Raw genomic sequence first — 21,399 nt, 5'->3', positions numbered from 1 at the left:
GGTGGTTGAGGGTCGCCGGAGGGACGCCGGCGCTCCCCGCGCTAGATGAACCGGACGGCGTGCTTCTTCGAGAGCTTGAGGATGTCGCCGGACTGCGGGGCGACCATGGCGGTTGGGTCGGTGAGCTTGTCGCCGTTCAACTGGACCGCGCCGGGCAGGATGAACTGCTTTCGCAGCTCGCCGTTGGACTTCTTCAGCTCGAAGGCGGTCTCGAATGCGCTTGAGGCCAGGGCCAGCACCGTCGTCTCGCCGGGGCAGGGGAGTTCGGGCAGGTCGGCATCGACGAGGTTCTTCTTGGAAAATCGGGTGTCCCAGTCCGCACGCGCCTCCTTGCCGGCTTCGTCGCCGTGGTAGCGGGCGGTGAGTTTCTCGGCGAGTGACTTCTTGGCCTCCATCGGGCGGGCGTCGGCCGGGAGCGTCTCGCCGAACAGCAGCAGGTAGTAGCGTGCCATCAACTCGTCGGAGATGCTCATCAGCTTGCCGAACATGTCCTGCGGTTCGTCGCTCACGCCGACGTAGTTGTCGTAGGACTTCGACATCTTGCGCACACCGTCGAGGCCTTCGAGCAGAGGCATCGTCATGACGATCTGCTGTGGCTGCCCTTCCTCCTTCTGGAGGTCGCGGCCGACGAGGAGGTTGAAAAGCTGGTCGGTGCCGCCGAGTTCGACGTCGGCGCGGACCTCGACCGAATCCCATCCCTGGACGATGGGATACTGGATCTCGTGAAGGCGGACCTCCTGACCCTTGTCGATGCGGTTGCGGAAGTCCTCGCGCTGAAGCATCTGCTGCATCGTCACCCGCGCATTGAGGCGCAGCACGTCCTCGAAGGTCATCTTCCGGAACCATTCGCCATTGTAGACGACCTCGGTGCGGTCCTTGTCGAGGATCTTGAAGGCCTGGTCGGTGTAGGTCTTCGCGTTGGCGAGCACCTCCTCGCGGCTCAGGGGCGGGCGGGTGGCCGAGCGGCCGGAGGGGTCGCCGATGGTGGCGGTGAAGTCACCGATGATGAGGACGACCTGGTGCCCGAACTCCTGGAACTGCCGGAGTTTCTCCATCGCCACGGTGTGACCGAGGTGGATGTCCGGGGAGGTCGGGTCGAGGCCGAGTTTGACGCGCAGCGGCCGACCGAGTTTGAGGCGCTCGAGGAGTTCCTTCTCGGAGAGCACCTTGGCGGTCCCGGCGACAAGCGTTTGGAGTTGGGCTTCCGGCGTCACGCCGGAGGGACTAGGGGACCGCGGCGGGGTTTGCAAGCCGTGAGCGGGGGCGGGCGGACGAGCAGGTGGCTCAAATTTGCTTCCTTCCCGGTGTCGGGTTTCCTCTTCTTGGCACATGAGTTCATTGGGAACACCGTTCACCGCCGGGGCGAAGAGGGTCATGCTCTGCGGCTCGGGGGAACTGGGCAAGGAGGTCGTGATCGAGCTGCAGCGCTACGGAGTGGAGGTGATCGCCTGCGATGCCTACCCGAATGCACCGGCGATGCAGGTGGCGGACCGGGCGCATGTGTTTTCGATGCTCGATGGGGCGGAGCTTCGGCGGGTCATCGAGCTGGAGAAGCCGCACCTGATCGTGCCCGAGGTCGAGGCGATCGCGACGGACGTGCTGGCGGCGATCGAAGAGGAGGGCCTCTCGACGGTCATTCCCACCGCGCGGGCCACGCAGCTCACGATGAACCGCGAGGGGATCCGCCGCATGGTGGCCGAGGAACTCGGATGCCGCACCTCGCCCTATGCCTTCGCCGCGACGATCGAGGAATACCGGGCGGCCGTCGAGGGGATCGGCCTGCCCTGCGTGGTCAAGCCGATCATGTCCTCGTCAGGAAAGGGCCAGAGCACCCTGCGATCCCCGGCCGACATCCAGCCCGCCTGGGAACATGCGCAGGCCGGCGGTCGCGCCGGGGCGGGCAAGGTGATCGTCGAGGGCTTCGTCGAGTTCGACTACGAGATCACGCTTCTCACGGTCCGCCACCAGGGCGGCACGTCGTTCTGCGATCCGGTCGGCCACATCCAGGTCGACGGCGACTATCGGGAGTCCTGGCAGCCCGCGCCGATGAGTGAGGCGGCGCTGCTCCGTGCGCGGCAGATGGCCGGCGATGTCACCGCTGCTCTCGGGGGCTTCGGCGTGTTCGGCGTCGAGATGTTCGTCAAGGACGACGAGGTCATCTTTTCGGAGGTGTCGCCGCGACCCCACGACACCGGGATGGTGACCATGATCTCGCAGGATCTGAGTCAGTTCTCCCTGCATGCCCGGGCCATCCTCGGGCTGCCGATTCCCAACATCCGGACCCATGGCCCCAGCGCCTCGTGTGCGGTGGTGGTCGAGGGCCAGTCGAAGCAGGTCCGTTTTGGAAATCTCGCCGAAGCCTTGGCCGAGCCGGACACGCAGCTTCGGCTCTTCGGGAAACCCGAGGTGGCCGGAAAACGGCGGATGGCGGTGACGCTGGCGCGGGGGAAAGATGTCGATGAGGCCCGGGCCAAGGCGCGGGCGGTGGCGGAGCGGATGGCGATCGAACTGTGAGTCGAGACGGTGCGCGACAGCGTCGTGCGGTCCTTGCTTGGGCTCCGGGGCGATCCCGCGCGATGCGGGATCGCGGTCCGCGTGGGGATGCTGTCTTGCTGGAATGCCAGCCGCCAATCAGAACATCCCGTTCAGCTTGCGGCCGGTCCAGAAGAGGGCGAGCAGCAGGACGACGAGGGCGACGGTCTGCCACTGCGACCAGAGCGGGATGCGGTTCTCGATCGGGCGCGGTTCGGGCAGGGCGGCGATCTCGCGGATCAGCTCGGCGAGGCTGGCGGGCTGGATCATCCTTCCGCGTGCGATGCGTGCCATCTCCTCGAGGACGTCGGGCCGGGCCGGTTGGCCGACCTTTTCCAGCTCCACCCCCTGGGCGAGCAGCTTGGTCTCGACCGCCTCACCGTTCTCGCCCGCGATCTTCGCCGAGAGCGTCCACTCGCCGGGCTGGGTGATCTTCAGGCGTCCGCTGAAGGATCCCCAGGCGCTGTCATTCTTCTGGAGAATCACCCGCTGGCTGCTGCCGTCGGGAAGGGTCGCATCGACCGCCACCTGGCCCTTTTCCAAGGGTGCGCCGTTGGGATCGAAGGCGTTGGCATTGAGGGTGACGGTGTCGCCGGGTTCGGGTCTCTCGGGGGCGAAGAACAGGCGGATGCGCTGACCGGCGGCCATGTTTCGCTGGTAGGACATCCAGCGAGCGACCTGACCCCAGAAGCGGTAGTGGTATTTGTCCTCGACGCCGCGGCGCCAGCGCCAGGCGGAGTCGATGCCCATGTAGAGGACCTTTCCGGTGCCGGCGGTGCTGGTGACGATGAGGGGGGTGGGACCGAAGTTGGTGCGGCGGTTGGCGTGGACGGCGAGCACCTCGGTGCCGCCCTTCGCCTTGACCACGGCCGAGTGCCAGAAGAAGCCGGGGAGCGAGCGCCAGACGTCGGGATTCCCTTCCTCGGTATCCGCAAGCAGGGTCAGCAGCGAGCCGCGGCCTTCACCGGTGAGTTCGAGTGGCGAGGCGACCGGGTCGACGATGCCCTGCGGGTTGTCCATGTCCAGTACCACGGGCATCAATTCGCCGAGCGGGGTGTCGAGGAGTGACCGCTGGTTGCCCTTCGGTCCGGGGAGGAAGACGACACCGCTGGCCTGGTTCTCGACCAGACCCGCGATCATCCCGCACTGCTCGACGGACAACTGCTCGGTGCCGACGTCGCCGATCATGATCACGTCGTAGCGGGCCAGCTCCTCGGGCAGGGAAGGAAACTCCGCGATGTAGTCGGGGCCGTCGCCCATGCCGAGCTGCGGGTGGAAGAGCAGGCAGGAAAGATCGACGCCGGGGTCGCGCGAGAGGGCGTTGCGCAGGTAGCGGTATTCCCAGCGGGGAAGGGTTTCGATGACCAGCACGCGGATTGATTCCGGACGCCCGGAAAGGGTGAACTTGCGGCTGTTGTTGGAGTCGATCCGCTCTCCCTCGGCGATCGGCACCGTCAGTTCGAGGGTGGCGGACCCTTCCGCGTCGATCTGCCAGAGGATGGAGTCGTAGGTTTCAGCGTCGGGCGGGAGGACGACCTCCTTGGTCCGTTCGCGGCCGTTCTCATCGCGCAGGCGGACCACGGTGCGGACTTCTCGCTCGAGGGACGAGCGGATGGTGAAGGGGATCTGCACCTTTTCGCCGACGATGCCGTAGGTCGGCGCGGTGACGGAGATCAGGTCGAGGTCGGGAAGCCGCTTGCCGCTGCCGACCGGGACCGTGAAGAGCGGGACTCCGCGTTGCAGCAGCTTTTGGGAGGCGACGACGGGCGGCTGGCCGAGGTTGTAGTCGCCGTCCGAGAAAAGCACGACCGCGCGCAGGTTGTCGCCCTGTTCCAGGAGTTGGGTGAAAGGCTCGGAAAGGTCGGTGCCGGCAAGCGCGGATTCGTCTTCCGGGGGTGCCGCGATCCGGCGTTCGATCAATTCGTTGCTGCCGTCGGCCTGCAGGGTGGTGCGCAGTTCGTCGTCGACGACCTGATCGATCCACTCGGCGCGGGTCACCACCGGCTGGCCGGGATCGGTGGCAGCCGGGATCTCGGCGTCGAGCGTTTCCATCGACCCGGAGCTGTCCTCGAGGATGGCGATGACCGGCTTGCTTTCCGGGTTGATCACGGTCCGCCACTCCGGCTTCCACAACAGGAGCACGATCAGCAGGGCGACGAGCATGCGCAGGACTTCGAGCGCGCCGGTCCGGCCCCGGTGCGGACTGCGGTGCCAGGTCAGAAAGCTCAGCGCCGCGATCGAAATCAGCGTGACGATCCCGATCACCAGTGTGATCGGAGTCGGCGAGAAGTGCAGGTTGGAGATGGAGAAGCTCAAGACGCCGGAGGTTGGAAGGAGTGGGTGGGTGGGGGTGTGCGAGCTGAAGCTCGCGGTCCGGAGCGGGCTATCGCGGGGTGGAGGGTTGGGCGCCGGCGGTGGGGCTTTCGATGCGGGGCATGGCTTTCGGCAGGCAGAGCAGGGCCTCGGCGAGCAGGAAGAAGAGCATCGCAATCAGGAAGGCGCGCCAGACGCTGCGTGAAATGTTGTCCCGGGCGGAGCTGCTGGTGTCTTCGAACAGCGAGAAGCTTAGGCCTTCGAAGAGGGGTGAGACGGCCGGCGTTTCAATCTGCCCGGCAAGGTCTTCAGAGGCGGGCCGGTTCACCGCGCGCACACGATCGCCCAGGCGGTAAACGCCGGCGATGTGATCGGCCTGGGCCGTGGAAGCGTCGGCGTAACTGTCGAAGCGCTCCCTTGTTTCGTTGGGGGCTGGAAGGGAATCGCTGGCGCCGACGCGGGTCAGGTAGCCGCTGTCGAATCGGACCGCGCCCGCGACCACGGCACGCTGGGCGAGGGGCAGGAGCACGTCGGCATCGCCGAGGTTCGACCAGCTGTAGTCGGGCAGCGAGCCGATGAACCAGGCGGTGCCTTTGCCGATGACCTGCCGGACCATGAAGGGCTCGGTGTCGTCCCAGCGGGCGAGGATCGAGGCATCGCCCTGGGGGATGCGCCGTTTGACGGCCCGGAGTCGGTCGGCCGGCACCGGGGTGCCGTCGATGCCGTCGCGCAGCAAACCGTCGGCGCGGTCCCAGCTGTCGAGGATGAAGAATTGTTCGCTGGGAGCATTCTGGATCTCCGACCAGGTGATCCCGAGAAACTCGGTGTCGGCGTCGGTGTCCGGGGGAAACACCAGCAGTTGTCCGCCATCCCGGACGAATTGCTCGAGTCTTTCGGCAATCGGTCCGGCCGGCAGCGGGGCGGCCCAGAAAAGCGCGGCGGTTTCATCGACGATCTTGCCGGACAGGGCGTCGGGGCCGATCCGTTCCGAGGTCTGGCCGCCGAAGCCGTCGGGAGCGGCGGCAAGCGAAAGGTAATCGGCGGCCTCGCCAGGTTGGGCGACGACGCCGGAAGTCACCGGGAGGGCCGGTCCGTAGGCGAAGTAGGCCACGTTGTCGCGAGGGTTGCCGTCGCCGGGGATCGAGATCCAGCCGAAGCCGCTCTCGTCGGTTTCCGGCGTGGGCAGGGTCTTGAGGAAGCGCAGTTGCTGTCCGGTGACGGTGACGCTGTCGGTGGATCGGGCGCCGTTGAGGGTCGTGGTGACCGGAACGCCCAGCGGGGAGAGGGCCGGGCCGTTGCGGGCGATCTCCAGCTCGAGCTCGAGCCGATCTCCGTTCCGGCGGGAGCTGAGAATCCTCAGGCTCTGGTTGCCCGCACTCTCGCCGCTCACCGCGAGCACGCGGACCCGCGGGGGTTGGGGCAGGCTCTCCAGCGATGCGCGGGCGCGGGTCCAGCGGTCGTCTTCCGGCAGCCAGTTCGACAGCTGCAGATCGGAAGCGACCCACAGTTCGGCGCGCCCGGGCGTTTCGGCGAGGAAGTTTGCGGCCGTGGTCAGCAGATCCGGAAGATCGGCAGCCGAGTCGGTGGCAGCGGTCGAGGAAAGCTCTCCCAGCACCTCCGGGGTGGGCACTTCCTGGGGCGCGCCCGAAGCGCTGTCGATGAGCACCAGGCGGGTGCCGCTCAGATCGGCCACCGCGTCACGGATGCGCTGGATGGCGAGGGCACGCCGCGACAGGCCGCTGTTCTCGGGCTTGGCCTCCATGCTGGCGGAGCGGTCGAGGACGAGGACGACCAGATCCGGTTTGCCGGCGCCCATGCCGAAAAATCCGCCGACCAGCGGCAGCGAGGCCGCCGCCACCAGCGCGGCAATCCCGAGGGTGCGGCAGATCAGGATGAGGATGTGGCGCAGCCGCTTCTTGCCCCGGGACTCGCGGGTCGCCTTGAGCAGGAACTGCATCGCCGCCCACTTCACCGTCTTGTGCCGGCGGCGGTTCAGGAGGTGAATGATGACCGGGATCGAGGCCGCCAGCAGCCCCCAGAGCATCCATGTTTGCTGGAAATACAAGGGAATGAAAAATGCTAAATGTTAACTGTCAAAAGCACGGATCGGACATTCAAGGCTTCGAATTGCGGTAGATGGTGGCAAAAATCCGGGTGAGTTCGTCGGCCTCGTTGAATAGCTCCCGTAGCTGCTCTTTTGGTTCAGCTTGCTTCGTGGTTGAGCCGAGAATCTGGACCCAGAGCCGGCTTTCGCTCGACTCCCGTCGGCATACGCTGATGCGGTGACGGAACTCTGGCTTCGTTGACGAGTTGTTGGCTTCCGCGTAGTTGGACGCAACCGAACCTGAGGAGCGAAGGAGTTGATCGATGTCTGACCACTGCCAACGAGTCCACGCCCATGACCCGACGCAACGCCGGACATCGAGCGCGAACTCAAGCGTGCGTTCTTCAAGGTCGTAAGGTGGTTTGGCTGGGTCCTCTTCATCCATTAGTCATTTAACATTCGTCATTTGACATTCATTTCCCCTTCGGCAGCCGTGCGGTCAGGAACTCGCGCAGCAACGGTTCGAGCGGGGTGTCGGTGGGGACGAGTTGGTAGTCGGCATTGGCGTCGTGGCACTTGTCACGCACGGCCTTCATGAAGTCGTTCAGGGCCGTGTGGTATTCCTCGGCCACCAGCGTGGGTTCTACGACGAGTGACGTATTATCCTCCAGGTCGACGAAGCGGTGCGGTCGCTCGAAATCGAAGCTGAGTTCCTGCGGATCCATCAGGTGGAAGACCGAGATGTCGTGCTTGCGATAGCGCAGGTGCTGGAGGGCGTCGGAGAAGCCGCCGGGATCGGTGAATAGGTCGGAGAGGATCACGACGAAGGCGCGCTGGGCGATCTTCTCGGCGATCGTGTGCAGCGCATCGACCAGGCCGGTTTCACCTTCGGGCTCGAGATCCTTGAGGGTGTCGAAGATCCGCTGGAGGTGCGCGGCGCGCCGGCTTGGTGGGATCTCGAGGTGGAGCTTCTCCGTGCAGAGTGAAAGTCCGGCGGCATCACCCTGGTTGACCAGCAGATAGGAGAGCGATGCGGCAATGCGCCGGGCGAACTCGACCTTGCTTTCGCCGTGGCCGGAAAAATTCATCGAGCCGGAGGCGTCGACCACGAAATAGGCGCGGAGGTTGGTGTCGGCCTCGAATTCCTTGATGTAGAAACGGTCCGAGCGGGCGAAAGCCTTCCAGTCGAGGCGCCGGGTGTCGTCGCCCGGCACGTATTTCCGGTATTCGGCGAACTCGACCGACGAGCCGCGATGCGGCGAGCGGTGCTTGCCGGCGACGTTGCCGACCATCGGCATCCGGCTCTCGACCGGCAGTGATCCGAGCCGGGAGAGCAGGTCGTGGTCGAGGAAGTCGTAGGGGTCCTGGCTCACGAGTCGCTCATTTCCTTGATCAGGCGTTCGACGACTTTCTTCGAGCTCATGCCCTGGGACTCGGCGGCGAAGTTGGTCAGCACGCGGTGGCCGAGCACCGAGGGCGCGACGGACTGAATGTCCTCGAGGCTGGCCATGTAGTTGCCGTGAAGGGCGGCGCGGGCCTTGGCACCGAGGATGAGATACTGCACGGCGCGGGGTCCGGCACCCCAGGCGATGTAATCGCGGACCCATTCCGGAGCCTCGGGCAGGGCCGGGCGGGTCTTGCGAACGATCTCCACGGCGTAGTCGTAGAGGTGCTCGGGCACCGGCATCCGGCGGACCAGCGACTGGTAGGCCATCACCTTTTCGCCATCGAGGAGGTGGTTGAGCGAGGCCCGGGCCGTGCCGGTCGTGGAGCGGGCGATCTCCTTTTCCTCGGCGGCGTTCGGGTAGTCGACTTCGATCAGGAACATGAAGCGGTCGAGCTGGGCTTCCGGAAGCGGGTAGGTGCCTTCCTGCTCCACCGGGTTCTGGGTGGCGAGCACGAAGAAGGGCGGCTTGAGTTCGTAGGTTTCACCGAGCACGGTGACCTTGAGCTCCTGCATCGCCTCGAGCATGGCCGACTGCGTCTTGGCCGGAGCCCGGTTGATCTCGTCGGCGAGCACGATGTTGGCGAAGATCGGACCCTTCACAAACTCGAACTCCCGCTTACCACCGACGCCGGTTTCCTGAATGATGTCGGTGCCGGTGATGTCGGCGGGCATCAGGTCCGGCGTGAACTGGATGCGGCTGAAGGTGAGGTCGAAGGTCTGGGCCACCGAGGAAATGAGCAGCGTCTTGGCCAGGCCCGGAACCCCCATGAGCAGCGCGTGACCGCGGGCGAACAGGCAGATTGCCAGCTTTTCGATCACATCGTCCTGACCGACGATCGCCTTGGCGAGCTCGGCCTTGAACGCGGCGTAGGTTTTGCCCAGCTCATCGATCGCCGCCACATCGTCGGGCGGAAGCTGATGATCAGTATCGGGGGCGGGCGTCGGGGCGGCGGGGGAGTCGGTCAAGGTGTCTTCCATGGAGCTGCGGGATACGGCTTGAGAGCGACGCTAGAGCGGCGCTTCGTTTTGTCGAGTCGCTAGAAACCGCGGTCTGCCGAAGCTTGTGCGGAAGCCACGGCCGCCGCTTGAGGAAGTGCCGAGTGAGTGACCTCGTGGCGGCGGACTCGGCGGGGGATCCCGGCAGCGATGGCGGGGAGGGGTGAAAGCCTCGGAAAATTTCCATTTCCCACTTGTCAGCCCGCAATCCTCTGGTAAACAGCCCGCCCGCTCCGCTGTGGTGCGCGCTTCGGCGTCGTCACTTCCATCGGAGCGAATTTCGCTCAACACAGAGTCCCCATGGCACGAATCTTCGGTATCGAGATCCCCAACGAGAAGCGCATCGAGGCTTCTCTGCTTTACATTTATGGCATCGGCCCGTCCACGGCGTCGCGCATCCTGGATCATGCCGGGATCGACCCGAACATCCGGACCGGTCAGCTCACCGAAGACCAGCTGGTCAAGATCGGCGGGGTCATCCAGAGCGAGGAGATCATCATCGAAGGCGACCTTCGCCGGGAAAAGCAGTCACAGCTCAAGCGGCTCACCTCGATCAACTGCGTGCGTGGCATCCGTCACAAGCGGGGCCTGCCCGTCCGCGGCCAGCGCACCCGCACCAACGCCCGCACCCGGAAGGGCCGGCGCCGCACGGTGGGTGTGCAGAAGTAAGCTGGCGACGCGACCCCGAACCATCACCGAACATGGCTGACGACGAGACCAAGAAAGAAGTGCCCGCGGCCGAGGAAGCCGAGGAAAAGCCGGCTGCCGCCGAGAAAGGCGCACCCGCCGCCCCGAGCGAGGAACCCAAGGCCGAGCAGAAAGCTCCCGCCGCCGAGGCGAAGGCTCCCAAGGCTGACGAGAAGGCACCTGCGGGCGAAGGTCCCAAGGAGGGTGAGGAGGGAGCCGGCTCCAAGAAGGAGGAGAAGCGCGACATCTTCGCCGAGATCGCCGGTGCCGAGGAGGGCCAGCTGAAGATCCACAAGGCCAAGAAGTCGAAGAATGTGACCAAGGGCATTGTCCACGTCACCGCCACCTTCAACAACACCCTGGTCAACGTCACCGACGCCTCGGGCAACACCATCGGCTGGTCGAGCGCCGGCAAGATGGGCTTCAAGGGGTCCCGCAAGAGCACGGCCTACGCCGCGCAGGTGGTGTCGCAGGACGCCTGCCGCCAGGCGATGGGGCACGGTCTCAAGGAAGCGGAAGTCCGGGTCAAGGGTCCCGGCTCCGGCCGCGAGTCCGCCGTCCGCGCCGTTCAGGCCCTCGGCGTCGAGATCATCTCGATCAAGGACGTGACCGCCATCCCGCACAACGGCTGCCGCCCGAAGAAGGCCCGTCGCGTTTAATTGTCTCCAACGATTTTCTGAATCATGGCTCGTTACACCGGTCCCCGCACCAAGATCAGCCGCCGCTTCGGCGTGGCCCTCTTCGGTCCCTCGAAGGCGCTTGAGCGCCGCATGTTCCCGCCAGGCCAGCACGGCCTCCGCGCGGGTCGCAAGAAGAAGAGTGACTACTCGATCGCCCTCGGCGAAAAGCAGAAGCTTCGCTTCCAGTACGGCGTTCTGGAGAAGCAGTTCCGCGGTTACTACGAGACCGCCGCGCAGCGTCGTGGAGTGACCGGTGAGATCCTCCTGCAACTTCTCGAGCTGCGTCTCGACAACGTCTGCTACCGCCTGGGCTTCGCCAACACACGGGCCGCGGCCCGCCAGATGGTCAATCACGGCCACATCCTGGTGAATGGCGAAGCGGTCGACATCGCGAGCTACCAGGTCAAGCCGGGTGACAAGATCAAGGTTGGGCCCAAGCCGTCCGCCCAGCAGCTTGCGCTGCGCATGATGGACCTCACCCAGTCGGTGCCGCTGGTCGACTGGCTGACTCTCGACCGCGAGACCATGGAGGCCACCGTCGAGCGGGTGCCCGAGCGTTCCGACATCGATCCGCTCGTCAACGAGCAGCTCATCGTCGAGCTCTACTCACGCTGAGGACTCCGCTCGCTCCGCGATTTTCGAAGGCGCCCGGGGTTTCCCGGGCGTTTTTCGTTCCGGGAATTCGTTGCCATTTGTCTTTTCCATTCGATGAAGTTGGGCGAAACCGCCGACCTGTTTCATGACCAATCCCTTTCGCGAACACCTGGTTTCCCGCAATAGTGCGGAGCCGTGCACCGTGGTGATCTTCGGCGCCACCGGCGACCTGACCCACCGCAAGCTGATCCCCGCGCTCTACAACCTCGCCGTCGATGGCGAGCTGCCGCCGGGGGTGAGGATCGTCGGCTTCGCCCGCCGCGACAAGAGTGACCAGGTCTTTCGCGAGGGGCTCGAGGAGGTGAACCGCAAGGTTTCCCGCTCGGGTCACGACGACGCGATCTGGTCGAGCTTCGTCGGCAACATCGAGTACCACCGCAGCGAGTTCGGCGACCTTGACGGCTACAAGAGCCTGGCCGATCGCTTGGACGAGATCGACCGCGAACGCGGAGGCAAGGGCAACCGCTTGTTCTACATCGCCAGTGCGCCGGATTTCTTCGACGACATCCTCGACTACCTCAAGCAGGCTGGGCTGAACGCCTGCCGCGACGGGTGCTGGTCGAGGGTGATTGTCGAGAAGCCCTTCGGCACCGACCTGGCGACGGCCCAGCACCTCAACGAGGTCGTGAACCGGACCTTCGAGGAGAAGGACACCTACCGGATCGACCACTACCTCGGCAAGGAGACGGCGCAGAACCTGATGGTGCTGCGCTTTGCCAACGCGATCTTCGAGCCGCTTTGGAACAGCCGCTACATCGAGCAGGTCCAGATCACCTGCTCGGAAAACCTCGGCATGGAGGGCGGGCGCGGCGGGTATTACGACACCGCGGGCGCGCTTCGCGACATGGTCCAGAACCACCTCCTGCAGTTGCTCAGCCTGGTCGCGATGGAGCCGCCCACGGATCTGAGTGCCGACGGTGTGCGCGACGAGAAGGTGAAGGTGCTTCGATCCCTGCGCCAATGGGACACGCCGGAGAAGGTCGCGGAGAACGTGGTGCGCGGCCAATACGTGGCCGGCAGCATCGACGGGCGGGGGGTGCCGGGCTACCGCGAGGAGGATCGGGTCGACCCGGAGAGCATGACCGAGGCCTACGTGGCGCTGCGGCTGCGGATCGACGTCTGGCGCTGGAGCGGCGTTCCCTTCTACATCCGGATGGGCAAGCGGCTGCCGAAGAAGGCGACGGAAATCTCGGTGCATTTCAAGGAAGCGCCGGACGTGCTTTTCAGTGCCTTGCCCGGCGGGACGACCGGTTCGAACGTGCTGGTCATCCGCATCCAGCCGGACGAGGGGATTTCCCTCCGGATGGTCTCGAAGCTGCCCGGCACGAACCTGCGGCTCGAGCCGGTGAAGATGGATTTCCACTACTCGACGAGCTTCGGCAAGGGCAGCCCGGAGGCCTACGAGCGCCTGCTGCTCGACGCGATGGCGGGGGATGCGACCTTGTTCGCCCGCCGTGACGAGGTCGAGGAGGCGTGGCGCTTCATCGATCACATCCAGCGCGCCTGGCACGCCAGTGACAATCCACCGCCGATGACCGAGTTCGTCGCCGGGAGCTGGGGGCCGAAGGAAGCCGACGACCTCTTGAAGGCGGACGGTCACGCGTGGCGCAGGCTTTGATTCAAGGACATGAGTGAGACGCTTTCCATCCATCCCGAGCTCGGACAGGAAGTGGCGATCGGCGAGATCGACCATGAACTGCACCGGCTCTGGGAGGCGGACGATGCGCGGACCAACGCGTCGTTGATCAACCTGGCGGTGTATTCCGAGGAGCCGGACTGCCTGGTCCGGAATTCGCAGGCGGTGAGGGAACTCACCCGCGAGCATGCCTGCCGGGCGCTGCTGATCGGAATCGAGGACGACGCCCCCGAGACCTCGATCCGGGCATGGATCACCGCGCACTGCCACCTTCGCGACGGCCGCAAGTCGGTCTGCTGCGAACAGATCGCCTTTCATCTGGCAGGGCGGGCGACCGGACGGCTCCGCAACACCGTCTTCGCCCATCTCAACTCGGATCTGCCGCTGATCCTGTGGTGGCAGGGGGAGCTGAGTCCGATCTTCAACGAGAGATTTTACAGCCTGATCGACCGCTTCGTGTTCGATAGCTCGGACTGGAGTGAACCGATGCCCTCGCTGGAGCGGATTCTCGAGGCCAACGACAGCTCGTCGCGGCTCGTGGTGCAGGATCTTTCGTGGACGCGCTGCTACCAGTTCCGGGTCTCCGTGGCCTCGCTCTTCGATGATCCGGTGGCGCTGGCATCCCTCGACTCGGTGGATTCCATACGGATCGTCCATCACCCCAAGCACCGCCTCACCGCCCTGCAACTCCTGGCATGGTTGGCGAACCAGGCGGGATGGCGCGATGGCCTCGAACTCGGGCTCGCCGACGGGCGCAAGGATGGCTTCTCGTTTGAAACCGAGGGGGGCCACACGATCGAAGCGGTGCTGGTGGCCGATTCCGATGCGGCGGCCCTCGGGCTCCTTGAAATCTCCGCCGGCGACGTTCGTGTCGAGGTTTCCCGGGAAGCGGGATCGAGCCACCTGATGCGGACCCTGCGCAGTCCCGGGCACGACTTCGAGGCACCGGGACCGGCCGATCCCGACGCACCGGCCGACCTGATCGGCGAGCAGTTGTCGCGGGGCGGGCGCAACACGCTCTACCGCAAGATGTTGCCGAGAATGCTCAAGCTGCTGGAACGTTGACGGGAGCGAGGCCAGAGAGTGCGGCGACTGGCATGAAACAGGCTTGAACGCGATTGCGGGCACACGCATCTTGCGCCCCCGCCCAAGCCGGACCATTTCTCGACATGATTCGACTCCCTGACGATGCTCCCTTTACTGCCGAACAGCGACTGTGGCTCGAAGACTTTCTCAGCAAGGCGCTGGCCGGAGCGGCCATCCCCAGTGCCCCGGGTGGACCCGCCGTGCCGGCGACCATTCTCTGGGGTTCGCAGACCGGCAATGCCGAAGGGCTGGCACGAAAGCTCGTCAAGCGGCTGAAGAAGGGCAACTTCGAGCCCGAGAGCTTCGACATGGCGGACTACGACCGCGACCGCCTTCCCAAGGAGAGCAACGTGCTCATCATCACCTCGACCTACGGGGACGGTGAGCCGCCGGACAATGCGGCCGATTTCTACGAATGGATCCTGAGTGACGAGGCCCCGAAGCTCGAGGGGGTGTCCTATTCCGTCCTCGCGCTCGGCGACACCGACTACCCGGACTTCTGCAAGTGCGGGATCGACATCGACGAACGCTTCGCCGCGCTCGGCGCGAAGCGCATCGTCGACCGGATCGACTGCGACGTCGATTTCGATGACGAGTTCAAGCAGTGGTACGAAGGCATCATCAGCGTGCTGGCGCCCGAGGTTCAGGTGATGCCGGCGCAGGTCGATGCACTGGACCAGACCGAGGAGGGCTACTCGAAGCATCGGCTTTTCCCCTCGCGCATCCTGCGGAACTTCAACCTCAACAAGGGAGGGGCCAGGGAAACCCACCACGTCGAACTCTCGCTCGAGGGTTCGGGCCTCGAATATGAGGTGGGCGATGCTCTCGGGCTGATGCCGGCAAACCCGCCGGAGGTGGTGGACGAGATCCTGGCGAATCTCCCGTTCAAGACGGATACCGACGTGCCCCTGCCGGACGGCACCGAAGGCCCGTTGCGGGAGGCGCTGATCCGGTCCTACGACATCGGCACGATCAACAAGTCGATCATCACCAAGTGGCAGCCCCGGAGCGGCTCGCCGTTCCTGCGGGCGCTGGTGGAGGCCGACGACATGGAGGCTTACGAGGAATTCGTCTGGGGGCGCGACCTGATCGATCTCGTCTGCGATCATCCCGCGGACTTTTCCGATGGCGAGGATTTCGTGGGCGTTCTCAAGAGGCTTCAGCCACGGCTTTATTCGATTGCCTCGAGCCCCAATGCCCATCCGGGCGAAGTCCACCTCTGTGCCGGCATCGTGCGTTACGAGACTCACGGGCGGAAGCGCGGCGGCATCTGCACGACCTACCTCGCGGATCGCGCCGAGGGCGAGCAGCCGGGCGTCTACGTGCATTCCAACAAGGCCTTCCGTCTGCCCGGGAGTGGCGACACACCGATCATCATGGTCGGCCCGGGGACCGGGATCGCGCCGTTCCGTGCGTTCCTTGAAGAGCGGCGGATCTCCGGCGCCAAGGGCGGCAACTGGCTGCTGTTCGGCAATCCGCACCGCGAGACCGACTTTCTCTACGAGGAGGAACTCACGGCCTTCCAGAAGGACGGAACGCTCCAGAAGCTCGACCTCGCGTGGTCGCGTGACCAGAAGGACAAGGTCTATGTCCAGCACCTCATGCTCCAGCAGGGTGGGGAGATGTGGAAGTGGCTTCAGGACGGGGCTTCATTCTACGTTTGCGGCGACGCCTCGCGGATGGCCAAGGACGTGGACTCCGCATTGCACATGATCGCCGAGAAGCACGGTGGGATGGGCGCCGAGGAAGCCGAGGCCTTCGTCAAGCAGCTCAAGAAGGACAAGCGCTACCAGCGCGACGTTTACTGATCATTGCCCTTCCTCGGGAAGTAGTTCAACATCGTGAGGATGAAGAGGAACGTGTGGTGGATCGGCCTCGCCGTCCTGGCGCTGCCAGGATGCGAGAAGCAGGAGAAGGCCCCCCGGGCGACGGTGGTGGTGGAGCAGGAGGAGGCAGTCGCGGAATCGTCCGGGGATGTGACGACCGAGCCCTCCGCACCCGAGGTGCCGCCCGCACTGCCCGTGCCCGAACCGGAGGAAGATGCGGAGGAAAGCCCGACGGTGGGCGAGCGGGTCGACCAGGCGATCGAGGCCACCGGCACGGGACTTCAGACCGCGGGCGAGAAAACCCGCGAAGGGGTCGCCACCGCGGCCGAAAAGACCGGGGAGGCCCTCCAGACGGCGGGTGAGAAGACGGAGGAAGGAGTCCGCAAGGGAGCCGAGGCCACCGGACGGTTTCTCAAGAAGGTCGGGGAGCGCATCGAGGATGCCGCCACGGGTGGTGAGTCGGAAGGACCGGCGGAGCCTCAGCCCGCCGATCCCTGAGGGGTGCTGCGGCGGGAATTGCTTTGTCAGTGGGGCGGCGAACTGCTGATCTAACCCCCAGCCTCAGCTTTCCCAACCCATGAGCCAGTCCAGCGCCCCGACCGATGCCCCGGTCGTACCCCGGAAGTTTCTCGTTTCCTTCATCCTCGTCACCTCCCTCTTCTCGCTGTGGGGATTTGCGAACGACATCACGAATCCCCTGGTTGCCGCGTTCAAGGATGTATTCGTAATCAACAACGCGCAGAGCAGCTGGGTGCAGATGGCCTTTTACGGCGGTTACGGCACCATGGCCATTCCTGCGGCGCTCTTCATCCGGCGGTTCAGCTACCGCTCGGGCATCATCCTGGGCCTGGTCCTCTACTCGATGGGTGCCCTGTTGTGCGTGCCGGCGGCATCGAATGCCAGCTTCAACCTGTTCCTCATCGCGCTCTACATCCTCACCTTCGGCCTGGCGTTTCTCGAAACCACGGCCAACCCGTACATTCTTTCGATGGGGGATCCGAAGACCGCCACCCGGCGGCTCAACCTCGCCCAGGCATTCAATCCGATCGGCTCGCTCACCGGGATGACGGTGGCCAGCGTGTTCATCCTCTCGAATCTCCAGATCGAGGATTTCCGCAACGACTTCGATGCCTATCAGGTCCAGTATGGGCCGGTCGAGAAGGCCGAGACCGAGCATGCCGTGCTGCCGATCTTCGAGGCGGAACAAGAGGAGCCGATCAAGGACCCCGTGCTCGGGGCCTACGTCTCCGAGCACTACGCGCAGGATGGCGCGGCGAAGCTCGACCTTTCCGAGGCGCTCGGAGATTACAAGGAGGGCAAGATTGCAACCTTTGCGGGGGTGTCTCACTCCGAACTCCAGCAACATGACCTGAAAATCGTCTCCACGCCGTACATGATCATCGGATTCGTGGTGATCGGAGTGATGGTGCTTTTTCTGGTCAACAAGCTGCCGCACACCTCGCACGGCGACGATGAACGGGAGGACTCGCCGCTTGCGGCCATTCTGGGACGCCTTTTCCGCAACCCGCTCTACCTGGGCGGAGTCGTCGCCCAGACCTTCTATGTCGGTGCCCAGATCATGTGCTGGACCTTCATCATCCAGTATGCCCAGAACGAACTGGGAATGAGCAAGGCAACCGCCCAGAACCACAACATCGGGGCGATGGTGATCTTTCTCAGCAGCCGCTTCATCTGCACCTTCTTCCTGAAGTATCTCTCACCGGGGAAACTCCTGCTGATCCTCTCCATTGGTGCGATGCTCGCGACCTTGGGGGCGATCCACCTCGGGGGCATGTCCGGACTCTACAGCCTGATGGCCATCTCGGCCTGCATGTCGTTGATGTTCCCGACCATCTACGGCATCGCACTCGACGGGTTGGGCCCGGACGCCAAGATCGCGTCGGCGGGCCTGATTCTTGCGATTGTCGGCGGGGCCTTCATGCCCCGGCTCCAGGGCGGGATCATGGACATGGAAACGTTCCTCGGAACTTCAGCCACTCGAGGTTCGTTCTATCTGCCGTTCATCTGCTTTGTGGTGATCGCCATCTACGGATTCTCCGCGGCCCACAGCCGGAGGCACGCCGCACTTTAGGTCGGTTTCTATCCAGAAATTCCTTCGATGGCGGGGTTTTCGGTCACGACACGGGGGATCGGTGTGCTTAGATTCTCCCGCATATGAAGATTGGCATTCCGAGGGAGATCAAAGCGCAGGAGCACCGGGTGTCGATGATTCCGGGGGCGGTCGGGGAACTGGTCCGCCGCGGCCACGAGGTGCTTGTCGAAAGCTCTGCCGGTGAGGGCTCCAGTTACACCGATCACCAGTATGAAGCCCAGGGAGCCCGCATCGTTCCCGACGCGGAGGCGGTCTTCGGCGAGGCCGAGATGATCGTGAAGGTGAAGGAGCCGCAGCCCGCGGAGGTCGCGATGCTCGAGCCCCGCCACATCCTTTTCACCTACCTTCATCTGGCGGCATCAAAGGACCTCACCGAGGGCCTGATGAAGTCCGGATGCACGGCCATCGCCTATGAGACGATCGAGGTGAACGGCCACCTGCCGCTGCTCGAGCCGATGAGCGAGATCGCGGGCCGGATGTCATCGATCGTGGGCTCCTACCACCTCGCGAAGCACGCGGGCGGGCGGGGGATCCTGCTGGGTGGCGTGCCCGGGGTCGCACCGGGGCGGGTGGTGGTCATCGGCGGAGGAACCGCCGGTGTGAATGCCGCGCGGGTGGCCAAGGGGATCGGGGCCGACGTGACCATCCTCGAGGTGGACTTCGACCGGATGCGCTTTCTGGACATCACCATGGACGGAACCCGCACCGTGTATTCGAACGAAACCAACCTCGTCGAGTTGCTGCCACGCGTCGACCTGGTGATCGGGGCCGTGCTGGTGCCCGGGGCTGCCGCACCGAAGTTAATCACCCGCGAAATGCTCCGGGCGATGCCGCCGGGGAGCGTGTTTGTCGACATCGCCGTCGATCAGGGCGGCTGCGCCGAGACCACCCGGCCGACGACCCACCAGGCACCGACTTTCGTGGAGGAGGACGTGATCCACTACTGCGTCGCCAACATGCCGGGTGCTTATGCCCGGACCGCGACGCAGGCCCTGTGCAACGTGACCCAGCGCTGGGTCGCCCTGCTTGCCGAGGAAGGGGTGGCGGGCGCTTGTTCAAGGCACCCGGACCTGCTGGGTGGAATCAACTGCCACGGGGGAAGGCTGACCTGTGGCCCGGTGGGCGAGGCCCACGGGATTGCGGTTGGTTCGGCTGCCTCAGTGCTGGGGATCTGATCCCGCCGGTTCTCCATCCGGAAAAATTTCCGGGATCAAGGTTTCGACCCGGTCATCGATCCAGGCATTCAAGGCCCGTTTCATGGGCTCGATAACCTCGGGCCGCTCGGCGGCCAGGTCCCTGCGGCAGTGGGGATCGGTGGCGGTGTGGAAAAGCTGGAAGTGCCGGCCCCCCGAAACCGTGGGAGTGCAGACCACCTTCCAATCGCGCGTCCGCAGGCAGCGTTGCTTCGAATCGATGACCAGGTCCCTGAAGTCCGGGCGCAGCACGAACTGATGGTTGAAATCCGCATCGACTTCGGTGAGTCCATCCATCGGCGGGAGCTGGGGACGTTCGATGCCGGGGACCCGGAACTGGATGAAGGGGAACTGGGTTTCTCCGTAGAACGGGAGCGGTGAGGCCTTGGCGGGATTCCGCAGCCATGGGCCGAGATCGCGACCTTCCCATTCGTCCGGAGTCTCAATCCCCAGCAGGCCGGTGATGGTTGGGGCAACATCGAGGGTCCGGACCGGTTCGTGGAACCGGTGCGCCGGACGATCCGGCACCCGGATTGCGAGGGGCACGTGGTAGGAGGGGTCGGCGCCGTTGAAACTGAGTCCGTGCCCGAGGGTGAGTCCGGGGCCATAGAGGTCATCGCCGTGGTCGGACACCAGCACGACGATGGTGTGGTCCAGCAGGCCATGCTCGTCGAGGGACCGGATGACCCGGCCGAAGTTCGTATCAAACTGCCGGGTGCATCCATCGAAGAGCGCTCGGATCTGCCGGACCTCCTTCTCGGGCAGGGCGGACCACTTCGTCTCGACGTCGGTGCCGCCGATGAAGGCGTCGATGTCGAAGTCGACGCCGGTCGTGTTGGGACCTGCGTAGTCGGGATCGCTGAACATCCGGTTGTAGGGTTCCGCCGATCGGTAGGGGAGGTGATTGCAGGAATAGAACACGTGCCAGAAAAAGGGCCGGCCGCTCATGGCCTGCCGCTGGATCTTCTTCTCGACCCTTTCGGTCACCACTTCGGGAGTGACGAACTGGGCGAAGGACCGGATCTGGGGAAAGAGCCGGCTGCCGAGCTCGTTGTCGAAGTAAAGGGGCACCACGAAATGGGCCATCAGCACCACCTGGCTGACGTAGATCCGGAAGCTGTCGAAACTCGAGACGTCGATCTCGTCGAAGCCCAGCGGGGTGAGCTGGTAGTAGCCGGCGCACCAGTCGCCGATGGCGGCGGTTTCGTAGCCGTGCTCGCGCAGGATTTCGGCAAGCGCCGTGGTCTTCCGGTCAAGGCCCTCGATCTGATCGCGGCTGGCGAACATCTGGCGCAGCCCGTGGGTGTGGGGATAGGACGATGTCATCAGCGAGACGCCGGATTCGAGCGTCGATCCGATGGGTGTCCGGCAGGCGTCGAACACCACTGCGTCCGCAGCCCACCGGTCGATGTTGGGCGAGACTCCATCGGCCGCGGGGCCGTCGGTGCGGCCCGGCCGGTAGCCGGCGTAGCCCAGCCGGTCGCCCCGCAAGGAATCCGAGCCGATGAAGATGACGTTGAGGGGTTTCGTTCCCGAATTCTCCGAAACCATTGCCGATCCGGTGAAGCCGTGCTGTTCCACGAAACCCAGGATGGCGAGCAGGAGCATCAGGCCGCCGAAGATCAGGCGACCGGCTGGACGGAAGCGGATGAACCACCAGAGGGTGACGGCGAAAAGTCCGATGATGGGAAGGGTGTCGAAGATGAATCCGTTGACCCAGGTTTGCCATGGTTCCGGCGGCAGCCGGAGGATGCCGTAGTACCAGTCGCCAAACGATGCGTCGCCGGTGAAATACGGTCGGGCGTGGGCGAGCCGGAACATGAAGTAGCCATGGAGCAGGAAGGCCCCGCCGAAGCCGATGACGGCGGCCGGGATTTTCCTCCTCAAGCGACGTCGGAGGAAGGTCGCCACCGGCATCACGACCAGCCATCCGGCCAGGCCGATCAGGGCGTAGGCGAGCAGCGCGTGGAGATTCTGGGAGATCACGTAACCCCGGTGGTCCTCGATGGCGATCCGGCTGAACTTGTTGTCCATCCCGCCCGAGTGGGTAAGGCGCCACAACGCCGCCCCGAACTGAAGCACGAGGAACACGGCGATCCCGACGGCGACGCCGCGACCAGTCCGGTGTTTCTGGGCTTCGGAACTCACAACGGGGGGAAACTGGCAGTCTCGATCCCGTCCATCAAGCGGCG

At 64.8% G+C, this 21,399-nt stretch carries 17 protein-coding genes; 10 read left to right on the top strand and 7 right to left on the bottom strand.

Annotated elements, in window-relative coordinates:
* Nucleotides 1-41: 41 nt before the first annotated feature.
* Nucleotides 42-1,214 (bottom strand): tyrosine--tRNA ligase, encoded by a 1,173-nt coding sequence (gene tyrS, locus ACG2LG_RS06520; protein WP_396257410.1) that lies wholly within the window; start codon nucleotides 1,212-1,214, stop codon nucleotides 42-44.
* 115 nt (nucleotides 1,215-1,329) lie between these two features.
* Here tyrS and purT point away from each other — a divergent pair, with 115 nt between their 5' ends.
* Nucleotides 1,330-2,514 carry a formate-dependent phosphoribosylglycinamide formyltransferase gene (gene purT, locus ACG2LG_RS06515; protein ID WP_396257408.1) on the top strand — a complete coding sequence of 395 codons (1,185 nt, stop codon included), beginning with the start codon at nucleotides 1,330-1,332 and terminating at the stop codon, nucleotides 2,512-2,514.
* A gap of 117 nt (nucleotides 2,515-2,631) precedes the next feature.
* On the opposite strand, the gene ACG2LG_RS06510 is transcribed toward purT, so the two are convergent.
* The 5 genes from ACG2LG_RS06510 to ACG2LG_RS06490 form a co-directional block, all read right to left on the bottom strand.
* Entirely contained in the window at nucleotides 2,632-4,848 is a 2,217-nt protein-coding gene (locus ACG2LG_RS06510) for a hypothetical protein (protein WP_396257406.1), read from the bottom strand.
* 67 nt (nucleotides 4,849-4,915) lie between these two features.
* Nucleotides 4,916-6,910 carry a BatA domain-containing protein gene (locus tag ACG2LG_RS06505; protein WP_396257404.1) on the bottom strand — a complete coding sequence of 665 codons (1,995 nt, stop codon included), beginning with the start codon at nucleotides 6,908-6,910 and terminating at the stop codon, nucleotides 4,916-4,918.
* A gap of 49 nt (nucleotides 6,911-6,959) precedes the next feature.
* Nucleotides 6,960-7,334, bottom strand: a complete 375-nt coding sequence (locus ACG2LG_RS06500) for a four helix bundle protein (protein ID WP_396257402.1) — start codon at nucleotides 7,332-7,334, stop codon at nucleotides 6,960-6,962.
* 28 nt (nucleotides 7,335-7,362) lie between these two features.
* Nucleotides 7,363-8,262: a DUF58 domain-containing protein gene (locus tag ACG2LG_RS06495; RefSeq protein WP_396257400.1), complete on the bottom strand. Its 900-nt coding sequence runs from the start codon at nucleotides 8,260-8,262 to the stop codon at nucleotides 7,363-7,365.
* On the bottom strand, nucleotides 8,259-9,314 hold the full coding sequence (locus ACG2LG_RS06490; RefSeq protein ID WP_396257399.1) for an AAA family ATPase: 1,056 nt from the start codon (nucleotides 9,312-9,314) through the stop codon (nucleotides 8,259-8,261). Before ACG2LG_RS06490 ends, ACG2LG_RS06495 begins: the two co-directional genes overlap by 4 nt.
* 318 nt (nucleotides 9,315-9,632) lie before the next feature.
* Here ACG2LG_RS06490 and rpsM point away from each other — a divergent pair, with 318 nt between their 5' ends.
* The 9 genes from rpsM to ald all read left to right on the top strand — a co-directional run bounded on the left by rpsM (nucleotide 9,633) and on the right by ald (nucleotide 19,189).
* Nucleotides 9,633-10,001 (top strand): 30S ribosomal protein S13, encoded by a 369-nt coding sequence (gene rpsM, locus ACG2LG_RS06485; protein WP_396257398.1) that lies wholly within the window; start codon nucleotides 9,633-9,635, stop codon nucleotides 9,999-10,001.
* Between the two features lie 32 nt (nucleotides 10,002-10,033).
* Nucleotides 10,034-10,678, top strand: a complete 645-nt coding sequence (gene rpsK, locus ACG2LG_RS06480; protein ID WP_396257396.1) for a 30S ribosomal protein S11 — start codon at nucleotides 10,034-10,036, stop codon at nucleotides 10,676-10,678.
* Between the two features lie 24 nt (nucleotides 10,679-10,702).
* Complete coding sequence (gene rpsD / locus ACG2LG_RS06475; protein WP_396257394.1) at nucleotides 10,703-11,314, top strand: 30S ribosomal protein S4; 612 nt, start codon at nucleotides 10,703-10,705, stop codon at nucleotides 11,312-11,314.
* A 124-nt stretch (nucleotides 11,315-11,438) separates the two neighbouring features.
* Entirely contained in the window at nucleotides 11,439-12,971 is a 1,533-nt protein-coding gene (zwf, locus tag ACG2LG_RS06470) for a glucose-6-phosphate dehydrogenase (protein WP_396257393.1), read from the top strand.
* Nucleotides 12,972-12,980: 9 nt separating this feature from the next.
* The gene (locus ACG2LG_RS06465) at nucleotides 12,981-14,054 is read left to right on the top strand and encodes a glucose-6-phosphate dehydrogenase assembly protein OpcA (protein WP_396257391.1); all 1,074 of its coding nucleotides are present in this window, start codon (nucleotides 12,981-12,983) and stop codon (nucleotides 14,052-14,054) included.
* A 104-nt stretch (nucleotides 14,055-14,158) separates the two neighbouring features.
* On the top strand, nucleotides 14,159-15,883 hold the full coding sequence (locus ACG2LG_RS06460) for a sulfite reductase flavoprotein subunit alpha (RefSeq protein WP_396257389.1): 1,725 nt from the start codon (nucleotides 14,159-14,161) through the stop codon (nucleotides 15,881-15,883).
* A gap of 39 nt (nucleotides 15,884-15,922) precedes the next feature.
* On the top strand, nucleotides 15,923-16,399 hold the full coding sequence (locus ACG2LG_RS06455; protein ID WP_396257387.1) for a hypothetical protein: 477 nt from the start codon (nucleotides 15,923-15,925) through the stop codon (nucleotides 16,397-16,399).
* Between the two features lie 79 nt (nucleotides 16,400-16,478).
* Nucleotides 16,479-17,993, top strand: a complete 1,515-nt coding sequence (locus ACG2LG_RS06450; RefSeq protein WP_396257386.1) for an MFS transporter — start codon at nucleotides 16,479-16,481, stop codon at nucleotides 17,991-17,993.
* 83 nt (nucleotides 17,994-18,076) lie between these two features.
* Nucleotides 18,077-19,189, top strand: coding sequence for an alanine dehydrogenase (ald, locus tag ACG2LG_RS06445; protein ID WP_396257385.1), 1,113 nt, complete (start codon nucleotides 18,077-18,079; stop codon nucleotides 19,187-19,189).
* On the opposite strand, the gene ACG2LG_RS06440 is transcribed toward ald, so the two are convergent.
* Nucleotides 19,172-21,355, bottom strand: coding sequence for a sulfatase (locus tag ACG2LG_RS06440; protein WP_396257383.1), 2,184 nt, complete (start codon nucleotides 21,353-21,355; stop codon nucleotides 19,172-19,174). The genes ald and ACG2LG_RS06440 overlap by 18 nt on opposite strands.
* Between the last annotated feature and the right edge of the window lie 44 nt (nucleotides 21,356-21,399).

Source organism: Haloferula sp. A504 (assembly GCF_044385805.1).
Classification (GTDB): Bacteria; Verrucomicrobiota; Verrucomicrobiia; order Verrucomicrobiales; family Akkermansiaceae; genus Haloferula.
Note: the sequence above shows the minus strand (reverse complement) of the source record. Positions and strands in the feature narration are given on the sequence as shown.